This window comes from Rohdeia mirabilis (assembly GCA_007750655.1).
Lineage (GTDB): Bacteria > Planctomycetota > UBA1135 > UBA1135.
This window is the reverse complement of record CP036290.1, coordinates 4,479,530-4,494,955: the sequence shown is the minus strand read 5'-3', so window position 1 is coordinate 4,494,955 and position 15,426 is coordinate 4,479,530. Positions and strand designations below refer to the sequence as shown.

The following is a 15,426-nucleotide window of genomic DNA, read 5'->3' as shown; positions in this document are numbered from 1 at the left end:
CCGCGTAGGATGCGCTCCATGCGTACGCTCCATCGACGGGTCGAAGCGGCCCTGATCGCGGGATTCGTCCTGCTCCTCGCGGCCTGTTCGCAGGACGCTGCACCCGCTGCGACCGGGAACGGCCAGGGCGCTGGCGCCCGCGGATCCGGGGGCGCCGAGCACGGGACGGCCGCCGCGGCGCTCGACGACCTGGCCGGCCGCCAGCCCCCGATCGTCATGGTGATGATCGACACGCTGCGCGCCGATCGACTGGGGTGCTACGGCGCCGAGCTCCCGACGTCGCCGGTCATCGACGACCTGGCCGCGCGATCGCACCGATTCACCGCGAACACGTCCCAGTGCAACTCGACCTTCCCGTCGATCACGTCGGTGATGACCGGGCTGTACGTCAAGACGCACGCGAACTATGTGGCGGTGCCGATCGAAGGCTCGGCCCAGCTCAATCCCGAGTACGCGTCGCTGGCCGAACGACTGCACGACGACGGCTACTACACCGCAGGCGTGGTCAGCCACCCGCTGTGGGTCGACGACCCGATCGACACGGCGGTACGGCGCGGCTGGGACGCGTACTCGGCGATCTCGCAGGAGATTCCGCGCGAGGAGCGCGTCGCCGCGGCGGAGGCCGGCTACACGAACGAGCGCGCGTTCGAGTTGCTCGACCGCTACGAAGCGGAAGCCGCCGATCGACCGCTGTTCCTGTGGGTCCACTACTTCGACCCGCACACGCCCTACACACCGCCCGCCGAGTACGCGGACCGCTTCCTCGAGCACCACGCGGCGGCGCTCGGCGTCGAGCGCTTCGTCGCGCGCCTGCGCACGGTGCCGCTCGTCGAGCGCTCGGCCTGGATCCGCGCGCTCGAGGACGCGAACAACCGCGAGCGCTCGGACCTGATCCTGGCCGATGCGCGCGCGCAGTACGACGCCGAGATCGCGTACAACGACGCGCGGATCGGCGAACTGTTCGAACGGCTCGAGCGAATGGAGCTGCTCGACGAGGCGCTGATCGTGTTCGTGGCCGACCACGGCGAGAACATGGAGGGGCGCGACAGCGGTCGCCGCAACATCGCGTTCACCCACGAGCGCCTCTACGAGCCCGTGGTCGCCACGCCCCTGATGGTGCGGCTGCCCCGGCAGACCGAAGGGTCCGTGAGCGCGTCACTGACCCAGAACATCGACATCGTGCCGACGATCGTCGATCTGCTCGATCTGCCCGCCGGTCCGCGGATGGAGGGCGCGAGCCTGCGGCCACTGCTCGTCGACGGGCGCGCGACGCTGCACGAGCGCGTCTTCACCGAGTCGTCCGACAACGTCGAGCGCGCCCTGCGCACCCACGCGCTCAAGTACATCGAGCCGGGACTGGGCGAGAAGCCGGAGCTGTACCGCTGGCGCATCGATCGCGTCGAACAGGACGACCTGATCTCGGAGGACGGATCCTCGGTCTCGCCGGCGAAGATCGCGGAGTTCGAACGGGCCATGGGCGACTTCCGCCCGAAGAGCCGCATCGGCGTCGAGTTCCAGCCGTGGACGCGCGACTACGAGGTGCGCGTCGAGGTGACGGTGCGCGACGGACGCTTCCTGTTGGTCGAGGGGGCCGACGAGTTCGAGCTGTCCGAGGACGGCGCGGTCGCCAGGTTCACCGTGCGCGTCACCGATGCCGTGCGCGAGGTCCAGGTGCTGCCCGACGGCAAGACGTTCGAGCTCGGATGGCGCATCGAGAGCACGGGGGCGACGCCACTGCAGAGTTCGATCCTCCTGGGCCGCACGCCGATCGAACGCACGGTCGTCGCGCCGCTCTACGACACGGATCCGACCGCGGCCGTGCCGGAAGAGCCGCTCGTGCGACTCGCGCACAGCGGACCTGGGACGGCGCACGAGGTCGCGATCGACGTGGCCGCCGGCGCGCCGGTCGAGATCGAGCTGCGCCCCGCGGAGACCCTCTACGGCGAGGAGTTGGTCGTGCTCGCGGACGGCGGACTCGCGGTGACGCGCGCCAGCGGACGCGGCATGGTCAACCAGGGCACGCTGACGCGGTTGGCGGGCGACGGGGCCGCGGCGGCTGCGGTGCGCGTGCGCTTCGACGGGAATCCGGCGACCAAGTTGGTGCTGGTGCGTCGCGACGGAGCCTGGCCCGCACCGGCCGAGTTCACGCTCGACGGCCGTGCGGTGCGCGAGGACGTGCTCGGCTTCCAGTTCCCCAGTCCGGGCGACGGGCGCATCGCGTCGACCATTCTCGCCGCGCCTCCCGACGGTGGCGGCGCGCCCGGAACGATCGCGATCTGGCTGCAGAGTTCCGACACGCGCATGAGCATCGACACGGGCAACCTCGATCCCGCGTTGGTCGAGGAACTGCGCGAGCTGGGATACGTGCGCTAGCGTGCGCGCCATGACGACGCTCGAACCGCTCGCCGACGGACTGTGGTCGTGGCCCGGCCGGATCCAACTCGGACCGGTGGCCCTCCCGCGGCGTGCCGTGGTCGCGCGGCTGTCGAGTGGCGGCCTGTGGGTGCACAGCGCCAACGGGCTCGACGACGCCGTGCGCGCGGAGCTCGAGGCCTTGGGTCCCGTCGAACACGTCGTCGCCCCCAACAAGTTCCACCACGCGCACCTCGAAACCTGGCGCGCGGCCTATCCGGAGGCCGTCGTTCACGGCGCGCAGGGACTCGCCAAGAAGCGCGCGGACCTCACGTTCGACCGCGAACTGACCGAGACGCCCGATCCCGCGTGGGCGGACCTCTTCGACCAACGCGCGATCACGGGCGCGCGCAAGCTGAACGAGATCGTCTTCCTGCACCGCCCGTCGCGCACGCTGATCCTGACCGACCTGAGTTTCCACGTCGGTCGCGAAGCGCCGTTCCTGACGCGCCTGATGATGCGAATGAACGGCGTCTACGGCCGGCTCGCTCCGTCGCGGTTGCTCAAGGCCTTCGTCGACGACCTGCCCGAGGTGCGGCGCTCCGTGCTCGCGACGATCGACGCCTGGGACTTCGACGCGGTGCACGTCTCGCACGGCGAACCGATCGCGAGCGGCGGACGCGAGCAGCTGCGCGCGGTCTGGGAAGCGCTCTGAGCCAGCGCGCCCTCCGTCCACAGCGAACCGCCGCCCGTCAGTGGGACGATTCGTTCCCCGGCGGGTGCTCGTTCGGCAGGTAGGGGCGCTCGCGCGAGCCCTCCGGCGCCGCGTCGAACGCCGCGCGCGCCTGCTCGCCGGACATGAGCCACCCCCAGAGATCGGGTCCGGCACCGACGGCGAAGAAGCGGTAGCCGGTGCCGTCCAGTTGGCGGTTCACGAGGTCGAACAGCGCCCACGTCGCGCGGGCACGGACGGCCGCGTCGTCGTCGAGTCCGTCGCTCGCGTGGTGCAGGCCGGCGATCTCGTAGGTGCGGTCGCCGCAGCGCACCGAGTAGGTCCCGACGATGGCTTCGCCGCCCTCGGAGAGCGGCCACGGGTCCACGCCGACGCGGCGCAGCGCCGGCCCGAGCATGCGGTAGGCGCGCCGGATCCCGCGATCGGCGAGGCGCTCGGCGTCGAGGTGGATCGGACTCTCGAGCGTCTCGGACTCGGCCTCCACCAGGCGTCCGAGCGAGCGCGCCAACAGCTCGCGCGGATCGTTCGTGACCGGCTCGCGCTCCGTGCGCTCGAGCAGCACGTCGTTGCGCCGTTCGATGCTCTCGCGGCGCTCGCGCACCGTGCGTTGCAGCCGCCGCAGGCTGAACACGAACCAGGCCAGCGCGGGGAGGGCGGCGAGCGCGGCCCAACGCACCCACTCCACGTCCCAGAACCAGGCGAACAGCGCGGCCGCGAGCGCCCAACGCACGGCGGCGATCCGCCACGAGCGGGCGACGCGCGCTTCCACGAGTGCGTGCAGCGCCTGGGCCTGCTCCTCGTGCGCGCGCAGTCTGGCGATCTCGCGATCCGCTTCGCTGGGCATGGCGAGAGCTTCGCCCGCGTGCGGGTCGGCCGCAAGTGGAGCGCGCCTCTCGCACACCGGGGGCGGCCACCCCGATCAGGGCGAGCCTGCGATTCGCTCCTCGGGCGTGACGGATCTGCACCGACGTGTCGAGCCCGTCCGCCCGTGCAACCAGACCGTGCACACGACCGCCGTTCCGCACGTGCTCCGCTCCCTCCGACACTTCCGCGAGGCGGCGATGCGGACCACCCGTCGCACGCGCCGGGCGCCTATCATCGACCGCGCTTTGGACCGGACCCACGACCCCCGAGACTCCATGACCTCACGTCGACCGGCCCGCTCGGGCCTCACGCGTCGCGCCCTGCTCGAAGGCGGCGCCCTCGCACTGCCCGCCCTGGCCGCGAACGCGGTGGCGCCCTACGGCTTCGCGCGCAGTGCACGTCCCTCCGCCCTCGACCGCGTCACGGTCGGGATCATCGGCTGCGGAGGAATGGGGCGCGCGAACATGAACTCGTTCCAGCAGCTCGCCGGAGCCCAGGTCGTGGCGGTCTGCGACGTCGACGCCAACCACGCCGCCGCCGCGCGCGAACAGGCGCTCGCGACCTACGCGGGCCAGAGCGACGCCCAGGTCCGTCGCGGCACGATCGACGTGTACGCCGACTACCGCGAGCTGCTCGCGCGCACCGACATCGACGCGGTCGTCGTCGCCACGCCCGACCACTGGCACGGACTCAACGTCGTCCACGCCGTGAAGGCCGGGAAGGACGTCTACGGCGAGAAGCCGCTGTCGCTCACGATCGGACAGGGCCGCGCGATGAGCGACGCCGTCACCGACTACGGCCGCGTGTTCCAGACCGGCAGCCAGCAGCGCTCCGACGCGCGCTTCCGTCGCGCCTGCGAACTGGTCCGCAACGGCCGCCTGGGCGAGGTGCGCAAGGTGACCTGCGTCCTGCACCGGGGCTCGTCCGCGCCGCCCGCCGATCCGGTGCCGGTGCCCGACGGCTTCGACTACGACTTCTGGCTCGGCCCGGCGCCCGCCGTGCCCTACGTGCCGAATCGCGCGCACTACGTCTTCCGCCACCAGTACGACTACTCGGGCGGCATCGTCACCGACTGGGGCGCGCACCACATCGACATCGCGCACTGGGCGCTCGGCCTCGAGACGACCGGCCCGATCGAAGTGTCGGCCACCGGCACCTTCCCGAGCGACGGGCCGTGGAACGCGCCGCTGACCTTCGACATCACGGCGCGCTACCGGACCGGCGTCGAGTTCCTGATCACGTCCGAGGGCGAGAACGGGATCACGTTCGAGGGCGACGAGGGGACGCTGTTCGTCTCGCGCGGTCGCATCGACGCCACGCCGGCCGGGATCCTCGACAGCGAGATCCGACCCACCGAACACCGCTACCCGGTCTCGCCGGGTCACCACCAGGACTTCCTCGATCGCATGCAGGACCGTCGCCAGTGCATCGCTCCCATCGAACACGCGCACCGCACCATCACGGTGGCGCACCTCGGCAACATCGCGCTGCGCACGGGCAGGCCGGTGCCGTGGGACCCGGATCGCGAGACGACGACCGACGCGATCGCCGAGCGTCTGCTGGATCGCCGGCTGCGCGGGGAGTGGTCGCTGTGATGGGGTTCGACACGATCATCCGTTCGTGCGTGCGGCGAGCGTCGTCGCGCGCACTCGCTCTCACCCTCGTCTCGTTCTTCGTCCTCGCAGCGCCCGCACCGGCCCAGAGCGATCTCGCCCAACGGGTCGAGCGGCTCGCGACGTACTCGACCGGCGCCACGCGCGTGGATCTGGTCGCGCTCGAGAACGCGGCGCGCGGAGCGGACGAGGCGCGGCGTGCAGAGCTGGAAGCGCTCTACATCGGGCTGCTCGACGGTGACCACACGGACGACGCGCGCGAATTCGCGTTGCGGCAGCTCAAGCTCGTGGGGACTCCAGCGGCAGTCCCGGCGCTGAAGCTCTTCGTGGCGTCTTCCCACGACAGTCAGTTGGCGGTCGACGCCCTGGCTTCCATCGGAGGGTCGATCGCGATCGAAGCGATCGTCGATGCGACGTTGTCGCTCGGAGAGGATGCTCCTCCGGAAGCGGTCGCATGCCTGGAGATGCTGGTCGCATCGGCGGACGAGTCGGTGACCTCACTCCGAATCGGGGATCGGGCGATGGAAGGGGTCATGAGCGAGTCGAGCGCCGATTGGAGCTGGATCAACGAGTCCGTGTACACGGACTTGATCGCGATGGCGATGTTCCGGGAACTGGGGCCGGCGGGCTTCGTCCGAGCGTTCGCTGGCCGACTCGATGGCGCGGAAGCCTTGTGGGAGCGGAGCCTGAAGAGCGACTGGTTCGCAGATGCGCTCGTCCAGTTCGCCGCTTCCTCGAGTGCCGAGGACGAAGATGCTCGTGTCGATCGCGAGCTGACAGCCGAGATCGGACGCTCGCTGTGGTCCCATGGAAGTTGGGTCGAGGGTCTACCGTCCGTCTCGACCGCTCCTTCGCCCCAGAGATTGCGCGGACTCGAGATTCTTGCCCTCCTCGAGCCCGATCAGCAGACGGGACGTCTCCTTCTTCTCCTCGAGGACGAGGACTCGAGCGTTGCAGGTCTCGCGGAGAGACTCTTGGCGGAAAGTGTCGCCGAGAACGTGGTTCCCTTGATCGGTGAGGCGGCGGGTGAGCTCGGCGCAGCGGCACGGGTCAGGGCGACTCGCGTGCTGGCTGCCCATGGGGGGCATGGTGCGATCGAAGCGCTGAACGGGCTCGCCATGAGGGGGGACATCTTTGCCGTCGACGCGCTAGGGACGATCGACGACACCTACGCCCTGACGCTGCTCAGTTTGCTGAGTCCGCCGAAGTACGGCTCCCACTTCTCGTTCGAGGGTTGGATCGAGTCCGACTACTCCGAGTTGGGGCGGGCCATCTCCGAGCGCGCGTTCGAGGTTCTTTGCTCTTCGCCGTTCGAGCGGACGGATGCGTTCTTGCTCCGTGGACTCGCCGAGCGTGACGACTACAAGCGCAACTATGTCGGCAAGCTCTGGGCGTACGCCAAGCGACTCGGGCCCGATTCCACACCGGTCCTCGTCGAGATCGTTCGCGCGGAGCACGCGGATCTCGAAGCGGCGGCCGCCGGCCGGTCTGCGGAGTTGCAGTTCGGCGAGTATCGAGATCGAGGCATCCTGCGCGCTGCGTGGGAAGCGCTCGCGGTTCACGCTTCGCCCGCTGAGTTCGACGCCCTCGCCGCCCTGATCGAGCACGAGAAGCGCTACGAAGATGAGGCGGCGACGGCTCTTGTCGTCGCGCTCGAGCGAGCACGCGATCCACGCACCCACAGCAAGGCGGCGATCGAGGCCTATCGGCAGTCCGAAGGCCGTGCACGCGAGATCCTTCTGCCGGCGTTGGCGCTCATCGGAGACGCGGCAGCCATGGCGGAGGTCAAGCAGGCGCTGCTGGTCGACGCGTCGGCGCCCGCCGCGGTCGACACACTCGGCTCGTGGCCCGACGGCGGGGCGCTCGAGCCCTTGCTCGTGACGTTCACGAGCGGCGCCGAGGACCTTCGCGCTCCCGCGTTCGACGCCGCGCTCCGGCTCGGCGCGCGTCTTGGCGGGTCCGATCCGACCGCGGCCGGCGGTGTCGTGACCGCGCTGTGGGCGCAGGCGAAGGACGCCGCGGAACGTGAACGCGTCCTCGCACTCGCGGGCACGGTGCCGAACCGCTTCGCCGCCGACGTGGTTCGGAAGGCGCTGCGCGGTGGCGACGCCGTCGGAGCCGCGGTGGACGCCGCCGTCGCGCTCGCGCCGCGGCTCGCACGGACGGATCGCTACGCCGCGACCGAATTGCTCGACGCCGCCACGCGCGCCGCATCGACGGCCGATCGCACGGCTGCGATCGACGCGGCCTTCGACGCCGTGGACGCGGACGAGGACTTCCTGCTCGCCTGGCGACTGGCCGGTCCGTTCGAGAAGTCGGGTGTGCAGGGGGCCGAGATCATGGCCGAACGCTTCGCGCCCGAGATCGATCCCGACGACCCGGCGATCGTCTGGCGCGACCTGTTCGCCAGTGAGCACGAACGGCGCGGGATCTTCGACCTGAACGCGCTCCTGAACGCGACCAATGCGACCGCCTACGCGCGGACGTTCGTGTGGTCCGACAGCGCTCGCTCGGTGCGGCTCGAACTTGGTTCCGACGACGGACTGTGCGTCTGGTTGAACGGCACCGAGATCCATCGCAACGACGCCCAGCGCGGCTTGACGGTGGGGTCCGACGTCGTGATCGCCAAGCTCGAAGCCGGTTGGAACGCGCTGATGCTCGAAGTCACCCAGGGCGGTGGCGACTGGGCGTTCTGCTGTCGCCTGCGCGGCACGGACCGGCGCGCGGCGAGCGGTTGGCGCTGCGATCGCTTCCCGCGCGACACGGCGCCGCCGGCGGGTGCGGTGGTGCTGGTGGGCGAGGGCACGGGGCTCGACGCCTGGCAGCGGACGGACGGCGAGGCGGCCGGTTGGACGCTCGAGGGCGGTGTGCTCACTTGCGTACCGGGGACGGGCAACGTGCGCTCGCGCGAGGAGTTCGGCGACGCCACGATCCACGTGGAGTTCGCCGTGCCGCACGAGCCCGATCGCGAGCGCGGCCAGGGCCAGGGCAACTCCGGCGTGTACGCGCAGGGACGCTACGAGGTCCAGGTGCTGAACTCGTTCGGCCTGCCGCCGCATCCCAACGAGTGCGGCTCGATCTACGGCGTGGCCGCGCCGACCGTCAACATGGCGGCACGTCCGGGCGAGTGGCAGACCTACGACATCGAGTTCACGGCGGCGCGCTGGGCCGGCGGGACGAAGGTCAGCGACGCGCGTCTGACGGTGCTGCACAACGGCGTGCTGATCCACGACGACGTGACCGTCCCGGGGTCGACCGGAGCAGGTGCCCCGGAGATGGATGGGCCCGGGCCGCTCGTGTTCCAGGACCACGGGCACGAGCTGCGTTTCCGCAACGTGTGGGTGCTGCCGCACGATCGCGAGCTGGGGGACGACGCCGTGTCGCTGGTCGTGGGCGACGGTCTCGACGGCTGGATCCAGCGCGGTGGCGATGCGGTCTACCGGCGCGACGGCGACGCGATCGTGGGGGAGACGCGGCCGAACCAGCCGAACTCGTTCCTGTGCACGCAAGGCGACCATGGCGACTTCGTGCTCGAGCTCGAGTTCCTGGTCGACAGCGAGCTGAACTCCGGCGTCCAGGTGCGCAGTCTCGCACTCGACGAGGTCATGGGCGGGCGCGTGCACGGCTACCAGGTCGAGATCGATCCCAGCGAGCGCGGCTGGACCGCGGGCATCTACGACGAGTCGCGGCGCGGGTGGTTGGCGCCGCTCGGCGAACTCGACGCCGCGCGCGCCGCCTTTCGGGACGGCCAGTGGAACCGGTTGCGGGTGTACGCGCGTGGCGACGTGCTGCGCACCTGGTTGAACGGTCAGCCGTGCGCCGTGCTGGTGGACGGGATGACGCCGCGCGGCTTCATCGGCCTGCAGGTGCACGGCGTCGGCGGTCGCGAGGACGCGCTCGAGGTGCGCTGGCGGAACCTGCGCCTGCGGTAGATTGTCGGTACGGCGTCAGGCACGAAAGTGCCACCTGCCGCGCCGAGTCGCTGCGAATCGCAGCGACGTCGGCGGCAGGTGGCACTTTCGTGCCTGACGCCGTACCGACAATCTAGAGCCCGACCTCGATCCGCACGGTGGCGGCGTGGTCGGGGTCCATGCGGCGCGCCAGAGTCTCGTGCAGCACGGCGGCACTCGGCTCGAGCTCGTAGCTGGTCGGCTCGCCGCCGTTCACCACGACCTCGAGCGGGCGCGTCAGATCCACGTGGCGCTCGTCGAGCAAGAGTTCGACGCGTTCGGTGCCGGACACGGTCAACTCGACACGGTTCGGCTTCCCGGCCGTGCCGCGCGACAGCGTCGCCTCGATCCGCGCGCCACTCACCGGCTCGGGCAGGTGCAGCCACCAGTGATCGGCGATGCGGTCGTCGGTCGTCGTCCACACCAGGTGCGACGGCGCCTGCACACGACGGCGCTCGAGCAGCTGCGGCAACAGGTCGCGATCGGGCAGTCCGCCGTGGCCGTTGCCGGCAACCATCGTGTACTCGAACGGGTAGAGCGCGCCGTCCGACTCCGCGCGCAGCTCCGCCAGGCGCGCGGCGGCGGCCTCGCTGCGCTCGAAGCGCCCGTAGGCGGTGTCGAGCTCGCCGACCATGAACGAGAACGGCAGGTTCGCCAGGTTCTCGAGGCGCGTCTCGCCGTCCGTCGGGGCCGCGGCCGAGCTGTGCACGCCGGCGAACAGGTCGGGCGCCTTCGGGCCGATGACCCAGGCGCCGTAGCCGCCGTGGCTGTAGCCGAGCGTGTAGACGCGCGTCGGATCGGCGTTCTCGCACACGACCATCTGCCGGATCAGGCGCTGGAAGAGCGGCACGATCGCGTCGTCGTACACGCCGTTCCACTCGTTGTTCGGCGCGCGCAGGGCCAGGTACAGATAGCCGCCCGCCTCCGGGTGGTCCACGTAGTAGATCTGCATGTGGCGCCACTGCTGGTCGTTGACCTCCTGGGGCGCGCCGCCGCCGCCGTGCATGGCGATGACGAGCGGCCAGCGCTCGCCGTCGGGCCGCTCGCCGACCTTCTTCAGCGTGTAGGGCGAGACGCGATCGTTCGTGCGCACGCGCAGCGCGGCGTGGTCGGCGACGAGGTCCGCGTGGGCTGCTTCGTCGGCGAGGAGTGCGTCCCATGCGCGTTGGCGAGCACGGGACGGATCCGTGCGAACCAGGTCCTCGGCGACTTCTTGCCCTCCCAACGACTGCTCGGCACTTCCTCCGGTCAGGTCGAGATCCACCGTCCTGGAGGCGGTCACCGCGCCGAGTTCGAGTTCGCGGGTCAGTTCCCCGTGCTTTGCGCTCAACTTCCAGCGCGTTCCCGGCTCGACGCGGAACTCGAGCATGTCGTTCATGTCCGCTGTGGCTCCCCGCGACCGACCATCGAGAGGCACGAGGTCCACCTCGTCGGTGCGGCTGCGCGGGAGAATAGTGGCGTCCGCCTCGACCCGCTCCCCGTTCGCCCACACGCGCACGCGCACCGCCACCTTGCCGTCGTCCACCACCTCGTCGGGCGCGTACCGATCCGACACGTCCACCCCGTTCACCCACGCGGCCTCCGGCGCCCACGGCAGGTGGAACGAGCCGCCGCCGCTGCGCCAGGTCACAGCCATCACCGCGTGCAGCCGATCGCCCTTCACCGCGTGCCGCGCGTCGCCCACGAACCAGGCCCGGTCGAGCCCGTTCGCGTCGTACTCGGCCGCGCCGGTGAAGCGCCAGGCCTCGCCGTCCCAGACCTCGATCCAGGTGTGGTTGCCGTTCTTGTGCGGCCACGCACCGATGCCGGCGAGTCGCGCCGGCACACCGACCGCACGGCACGCGTCCGCCAAGAGGATCGACAGACCGGTGCAGCTCGCGAGCCCCTGCTCGATCGTCTCGCTCGGCGCCTGGTTCGCGCGGCGGCGCTTCGTCGAGTACTTCACGCCCAGCGCGGCGAAGACCTCGCGGTTCAGGACCTGGGCCGCTTCGCCGGGCGTCGTGCACTCGGCCACCAGCGGCAGGAAGCGCGCGCGCAGCTCGGGCCGCCAGTCCTCGCGCGGCTCGTCCACGTTGGCGTAGGGCAGGATCGCGTCGCGGAACATCTCGAGCGGCACCTGCTCGTGCCACGGCGCCTGCGACCAGGCCTCGCGTGCCAGCATCGCGTCGCGCACGACCCACGAGGGCTCCAGCTCGAGCAGGTCGCGGGTCGGCATGTGCTCGACGAGGAACCGGAGGTCGGCCCCCAGATCGGGATCGAACTCGGCCGCCGCCGCCAACGCCGCCCGCCAGGCTTCGGCGCGGTCGCCGGCTCGCTCGAGAGCGGCGTCGAGGGCCGATCGCTCGTCGTCCGCGGCGCCGACGAGCACGGCGGTGGGGACGGAGCCGGACTCGGTCCCGGCGCCGATCGGGGACGGGGACTGGAGCGGGGCGGCGAGAGCGACGACGATGGCGATGGTCCACATGCCCCAGAGCCTAGTCGTGCGGCTCGCCGGTGCGGGGCACTTTGGCCCCGGCGCGTTCACCCGCTCGCACGAGAGCGGCGTCGAGGGCCGAACCCTCGTCCTCCGCGGGGCCGACCAGCGCGGCGGTCGGGAACCGCAGTGGGGCGGCGAGAGCGACGACGGCGGTGGTGGTCCCCTCGCCCGAGCGCCCAGTCGTGCCGCGCGCCGGTGCGGGTCACACTCGGGTTCGCGTCGGTCGGGGCGCAGGGCTGTTCGCCGACGTGACCCCGAACACGTTCCGGACGGGCCTGCCGGACGGGCCTGCGGCTGGAGCGCGTTCGCGCGAAGCGACACCGACTCCGGTCCGCACGGGGCGCAGCACGAGCGATCCGGCCGGACCCGGCGTTCCACGGCCGGGACGCCGCGCCCGTCGCCCGCGCCCGAGCCGTCGCATCGCTCCGGTCGCGCCGCCGACACGTCGATCCGGGAGGAGGCGCGTGCGGATAGAGTGCGCGGCCCCCCACTTTGCAGATCCCCTTCGGACAGCCCAGCCTCGGCGCACGCGAGGCCCGCGCCCTCATGCGCGCCCTGCGCAACGGTCGCGTCGTCGGCAACGGCGTGCTCAGCCTGAAGGCCCAGGCGCACTTGCGCGAGCTGACCGGCGCACGCCACGCGCTGTTGACCCCGAACGCGACCCAGGCCTTCGAGCTGTTCCTGCACACCGGGGCGGGCGCGGCCGGCGGCTTCCTCGGGCCCGGCGACGAGGTGATCCTGCCGTCGTTCTCGTACGTCTCGATGGCGAACGCGATCGCCGCGCGCGGGGCCACTCCGGTCTTCGTCGAGATCGAGCGCGAGACCCTGGGCCTCGATCCCGTGGCCGTCGCGTCGGCGATCACCGAGCGCACCAAGCTCGTGCTGACCGTCCACTACGGCGGGATGGCGTGCGACCTCGACGGACTGCTGGCGGTCTGCGGCGAACGCGGCGTGCCGATCTTCGAGGACGCGGCCCAGGCGATCGGATCGACGCTGCGCGGCCAGCACCTCGGCACGTTCGGCGCCGGCGCCTGCCTGTCGTTCCACGCCACGAAGAACGTCACGTGCGGAGAGGGCGGCGCGCTCCTGCTCGACGACGAAGGTGCGATGCGCATGGCCGAGATCGCGCACGAGAAGGGCACGAACCGCAGCGCCTTCCTGCGCGGCGAGATCGACAAGTACACCTGGGTGGGCACCGGCGGCAGCTACGTGCTGTCGGACCTGCTCGCCGGGATGCTCGACGTGCAGCTCGAACGCACGGCGGAGCTGAACGCGCGTCGACTCGAGATCTGGGACCTGTACCAGGCGGGCACGCAGTGGCTCGAGGACGCGGGTTCGGTCTTCCGCTGCGTGCCCCGCACGGGCTGCGACCACAACGGCCACATCTGGTGGATGGTGGCCCAGGACCAGGCGCTCGCCGATCGCATCATCGACGGTCTGCGCGGCGAGGGGATCCAGGCCACGTTCCACTACCAGGCTCTACACGCGTCGCCGTTCGCGCGGCAGCACCTCGGGACCGACGGCCTCGACCTGCCCCTGACCACCCAGGTCTCGGACTGCATCGTGCGCCTCCCGCTCAGTTCGTCGATGAACCGCAAGAAGGCGGAGACGGTGATGCGGGCGCTGAAGAAGGTGGTCTGAGGGCGTCTCCGCGGCGGCTTCCGCGATCGTTCGAATCTTGGATCCCTTTCGCGGGGCAGGCCGCCACCAGGTGCTTCTCGGACCCGCGGCACGCGGCCGATCGAGCCTCCATGCTCGCCCTTCGACAGCTCGCTTGCCCCGAGTGTGAAGAAGTCGGATCGACGGTCGCCGCGGCTTCCAGCGGGCCCTTCTGGTCGCGCCTCTTCGACACGTCCGACTTCCCCGCCCGCTGGAACTGCGGCACCTGGGACCCCACGCTCGGTTGGCTCCACATCGGTGCCGACCTCGCCACCTGGGCCGCATACCTCGCGATCCCGATCATGCTGTTGGTCGTGCTGCGCCGTCGGCGGCAGGACGTGCCGGCGCGGTGGCTCGGGCTGTTGTTCTGCGCGTTCATCGTCTCCTGCGGAACGGTGCACCTGTTCGAGGCGGTCATCTTCTACTGGCCGGCCTATCGCGTGGCGGCCGTGCTCAAAGTCATCACGGCGGTCGTCTCGGTGGTCACCGTGTTCGGACTCGCGCGGATCCTCCCGCACCTGCTCGAGCTGCGTGGGCCCAGTCAGCTCGAGGTGGAGGTGGCGGCGCGTACCGCGGCGCTGAGGGAGAGCGAACTGCGCCGCGCCGAGCTCCAGCATCGCGCCGAGCGCGCCGACGCGGCCAAGACCAGGTTCCTCGCGACGATGAGTCACGAGCTGCGGTCGCCGATCGCAGCGATCCTCGGTCACGTCGAGCTGTTGGACGATCCCGAACATCCGGTCGACGAGGACGAGCTGCGGCGCGGGTTCGAAGCGATCCACCGCAGCGTCGATCACCAGTTGGCGGTCATCAACGACGTGCTCGAGCTGTCGAAGATCGAGGCGGGCGAGATCCAGCTGGAGCTCGCTCCCCTCGATCCGAACGCCGTCGTGCGCGACGCCGTCGACATCGTTCGCATGCGCGCCGAGCGCAACAGCAACGAACTTCGAGTCGAGCGTGCTGTCGGAGCCGACTGGATCCACTCCGACGCCACGCGCATCCGTCAGGTCCTCGTGAACCTGCTCTCCAACGCCGCGAAGTTCACCTCGGAGGGGCGGATCGACGTGGCGGTCCGCGTGGTGGGGGAGCGCTCCAGCGAGGGCGAGATCGAGATCGAGTTCAGCGTTCGCGACACGGGTCCGGGTCTGGACGCCGAACAGTGTGAGTTGGTGTTCGAGCCCTACACCCAGGCCCGCACGGGCGACCACGTCCAGCACGGCGGCACCGGCCTCGGACTCCCGATCAGTCGCCGTCTGGCGCGTGCGTTGGGTGGAGACCTGGTGCTCGAATCCGAGCCGGGCCTCGGGTCCGAGTTCCGCTTCACGGTTCGGGCGCGCCAGGTACCGCCGATGGAGCCGACCGAGGAGCCGCGGCGGGAAGTGGCTCGGCTCGACGGTGTCACGGTCCTCCTGGTCGAGGACCAGCTCGATCTCGCGCTCGTGGCCAGCAAGCAACTCGCGCGCAGTGGTGCGCTCGTGACCCACGCGACGAGTGGTGAACGGGCGCTCGAGCTCCTGGGGGACGCCGGTGCTCCGTTCGACGTCGTGCTGCTCGATCTCCAACTCCCTGGGATCCAGGGGGACGAGGTCCTGCGTGCGGCGCGTGCCTTCGGTCACCGCGGTCCGATCGTGGCGCTGACCGCGAACGCGCTGGCGGAACGGCGCGCGGCGTGTCTGCGGATGGGATTCGACGGTTTCGCGACCAAGCCACTGCGCGGTCCCGCGCTGATCGAACTGGTGAGCGCGAACGTGCGCGGACGCGAAGCGGCGTGAGCGGCGGCGG

General features: G+C 70.9%; 8 protein-coding genes. 6 read left to right on the top strand and 2 right to left on the bottom strand.

Annotation, left to right across the window (positions count from 1 at the left end):
* Positions 1-18 precede the first annotated feature (18 nt).
* Positions 19-2,373, top strand: coding sequence for a sulfatase (locus Pla163_RS16690; protein WP_419186063.1), 2,355 nt, complete (start codon positions 19-21; stop codon positions 2,371-2,373).
* A 10-nt stretch (positions 2,374-2,383) separates the two neighbouring features.
* Complete coding sequence (locus Pla163_RS16685; RefSeq protein ID WP_145191205.1) at positions 2,384-3,067, top strand: DUF4336 domain-containing protein; 684 nt, start codon at positions 2,384-2,386, stop codon at positions 3,065-3,067.
* A gap of 37 nt (positions 3,068-3,104) precedes the next feature.
* On the opposite strand, the gene Pla163_RS16680 is transcribed toward Pla163_RS16685, so the two are convergent.
* Positions 3,105-3,929 (bottom strand): hypothetical protein, encoded by an 825-nt coding sequence (locus Pla163_RS16680; RefSeq protein WP_145191202.1) that lies wholly within the window; start codon positions 3,927-3,929, stop codon positions 3,105-3,107.
* A 295-nt stretch (positions 3,930-4,224) separates the two neighbouring features.
* On the opposite strand from Pla163_RS16680, the gene Pla163_RS16675 reads away from it, so the two are divergent.
* Together Pla163_RS16675 and Pla163_RS16670 are read left to right on the top strand one after the other, a co-directional pair.
* Positions 4,225-5,544, top strand: a complete 1,320-nt coding sequence (locus tag Pla163_RS16675; protein ID WP_419186062.1) for a Gfo/Idh/MocA family protein — start codon at positions 4,225-4,227, stop codon at positions 5,542-5,544.
* Positions 5,544-9,494, top strand: coding sequence for a DUF1080 domain-containing protein (locus tag Pla163_RS16670; RefSeq protein WP_145191196.1), 3,951 nt, complete (start codon positions 5,544-5,546; stop codon positions 9,492-9,494). Before Pla163_RS16675 ends, Pla163_RS16670 begins: the two co-directional genes overlap by 1 nt.
* A gap of 112 nt (positions 9,495-9,606) precedes the next feature.
* On the opposite strand, the gene Pla163_RS16665 is transcribed toward Pla163_RS16670, so the two are convergent.
* Positions 9,607-11,976, bottom strand: coding sequence for a transglutaminase domain-containing protein (locus tag Pla163_RS16665; RefSeq protein ID WP_145191193.1), 2,370 nt, complete (start codon positions 11,974-11,976; stop codon positions 9,607-9,609).
* 504 nt (positions 11,977-12,480) lie between these two features.
* Between Pla163_RS16665 and rffA the strand changes: the two genes are divergently transcribed.
* Entirely contained in the window at positions 12,481-13,629 is a 1,149-nt protein-coding gene (gene rffA, locus Pla163_RS16660) for a dTDP-4-amino-4,6-dideoxygalactose transaminase (RefSeq protein WP_145191190.1), read from the top strand.
* 110 nt (positions 13,630-13,739) lie between these two features.
* Positions 13,740-15,416, top strand: coding sequence for a hybrid sensor histidine kinase/response regulator (locus tag Pla163_RS16655; RefSeq protein ID WP_145191187.1), 1,677 nt, complete (start codon positions 13,740-13,742; stop codon positions 15,414-15,416).
* Positions 15,417-15,426: the final 10 nt, after the last annotated feature.

Bases quoted from the DNA above. Each gene is read 5' to 3' on its own strand.
- Pla163_RS16690 (WP_419186063.1), top strand. From the start codon at position 19: ATGCGTACGCTCCATCGACGGGTCGAAGCGGCCCTGATCGCGGGATTC.
- Pla163_RS16685 (WP_145191205.1), top strand. From the start codon at position 2,384: ATGACGACGCTCGAACCGCTCGCCGACGGACTGTGGTCGTGGCCCGGC.
- Pla163_RS16680 (WP_145191202.1), bottom strand. From the start codon at position 3,929: ATGCCCAGCGAAGCGGATCGCGAGATCGCCAGACTGCGCGCGCACGAG.
- Pla163_RS16675 (WP_419186062.1), top strand. From the start codon at position 4,225: ATGACCTCACGTCGACCGGCCCGCTCGGGCCTCACGCGTCGCGCCCTG.
- Pla163_RS16670 (WP_145191196.1), top strand. From the start codon at position 5,544: ATGGGGTTCGACACGATCATCCGTTCGTGCGTGCGGCGAGCGTCGTCG.
- Pla163_RS16665 (WP_145191193.1), bottom strand. From the start codon at position 11,976: ATGTGGACCATCGCCATCGTCGTCGCTCTCGCCGCCCCGCTCCAGTCC.
- Pla163_RS16655 (WP_145191187.1), top strand. From the start codon at position 13,740: ATGCTCGCCCTTCGACAGCTCGCTTGCCCCGAGTGTGAAGAAGTCGGA.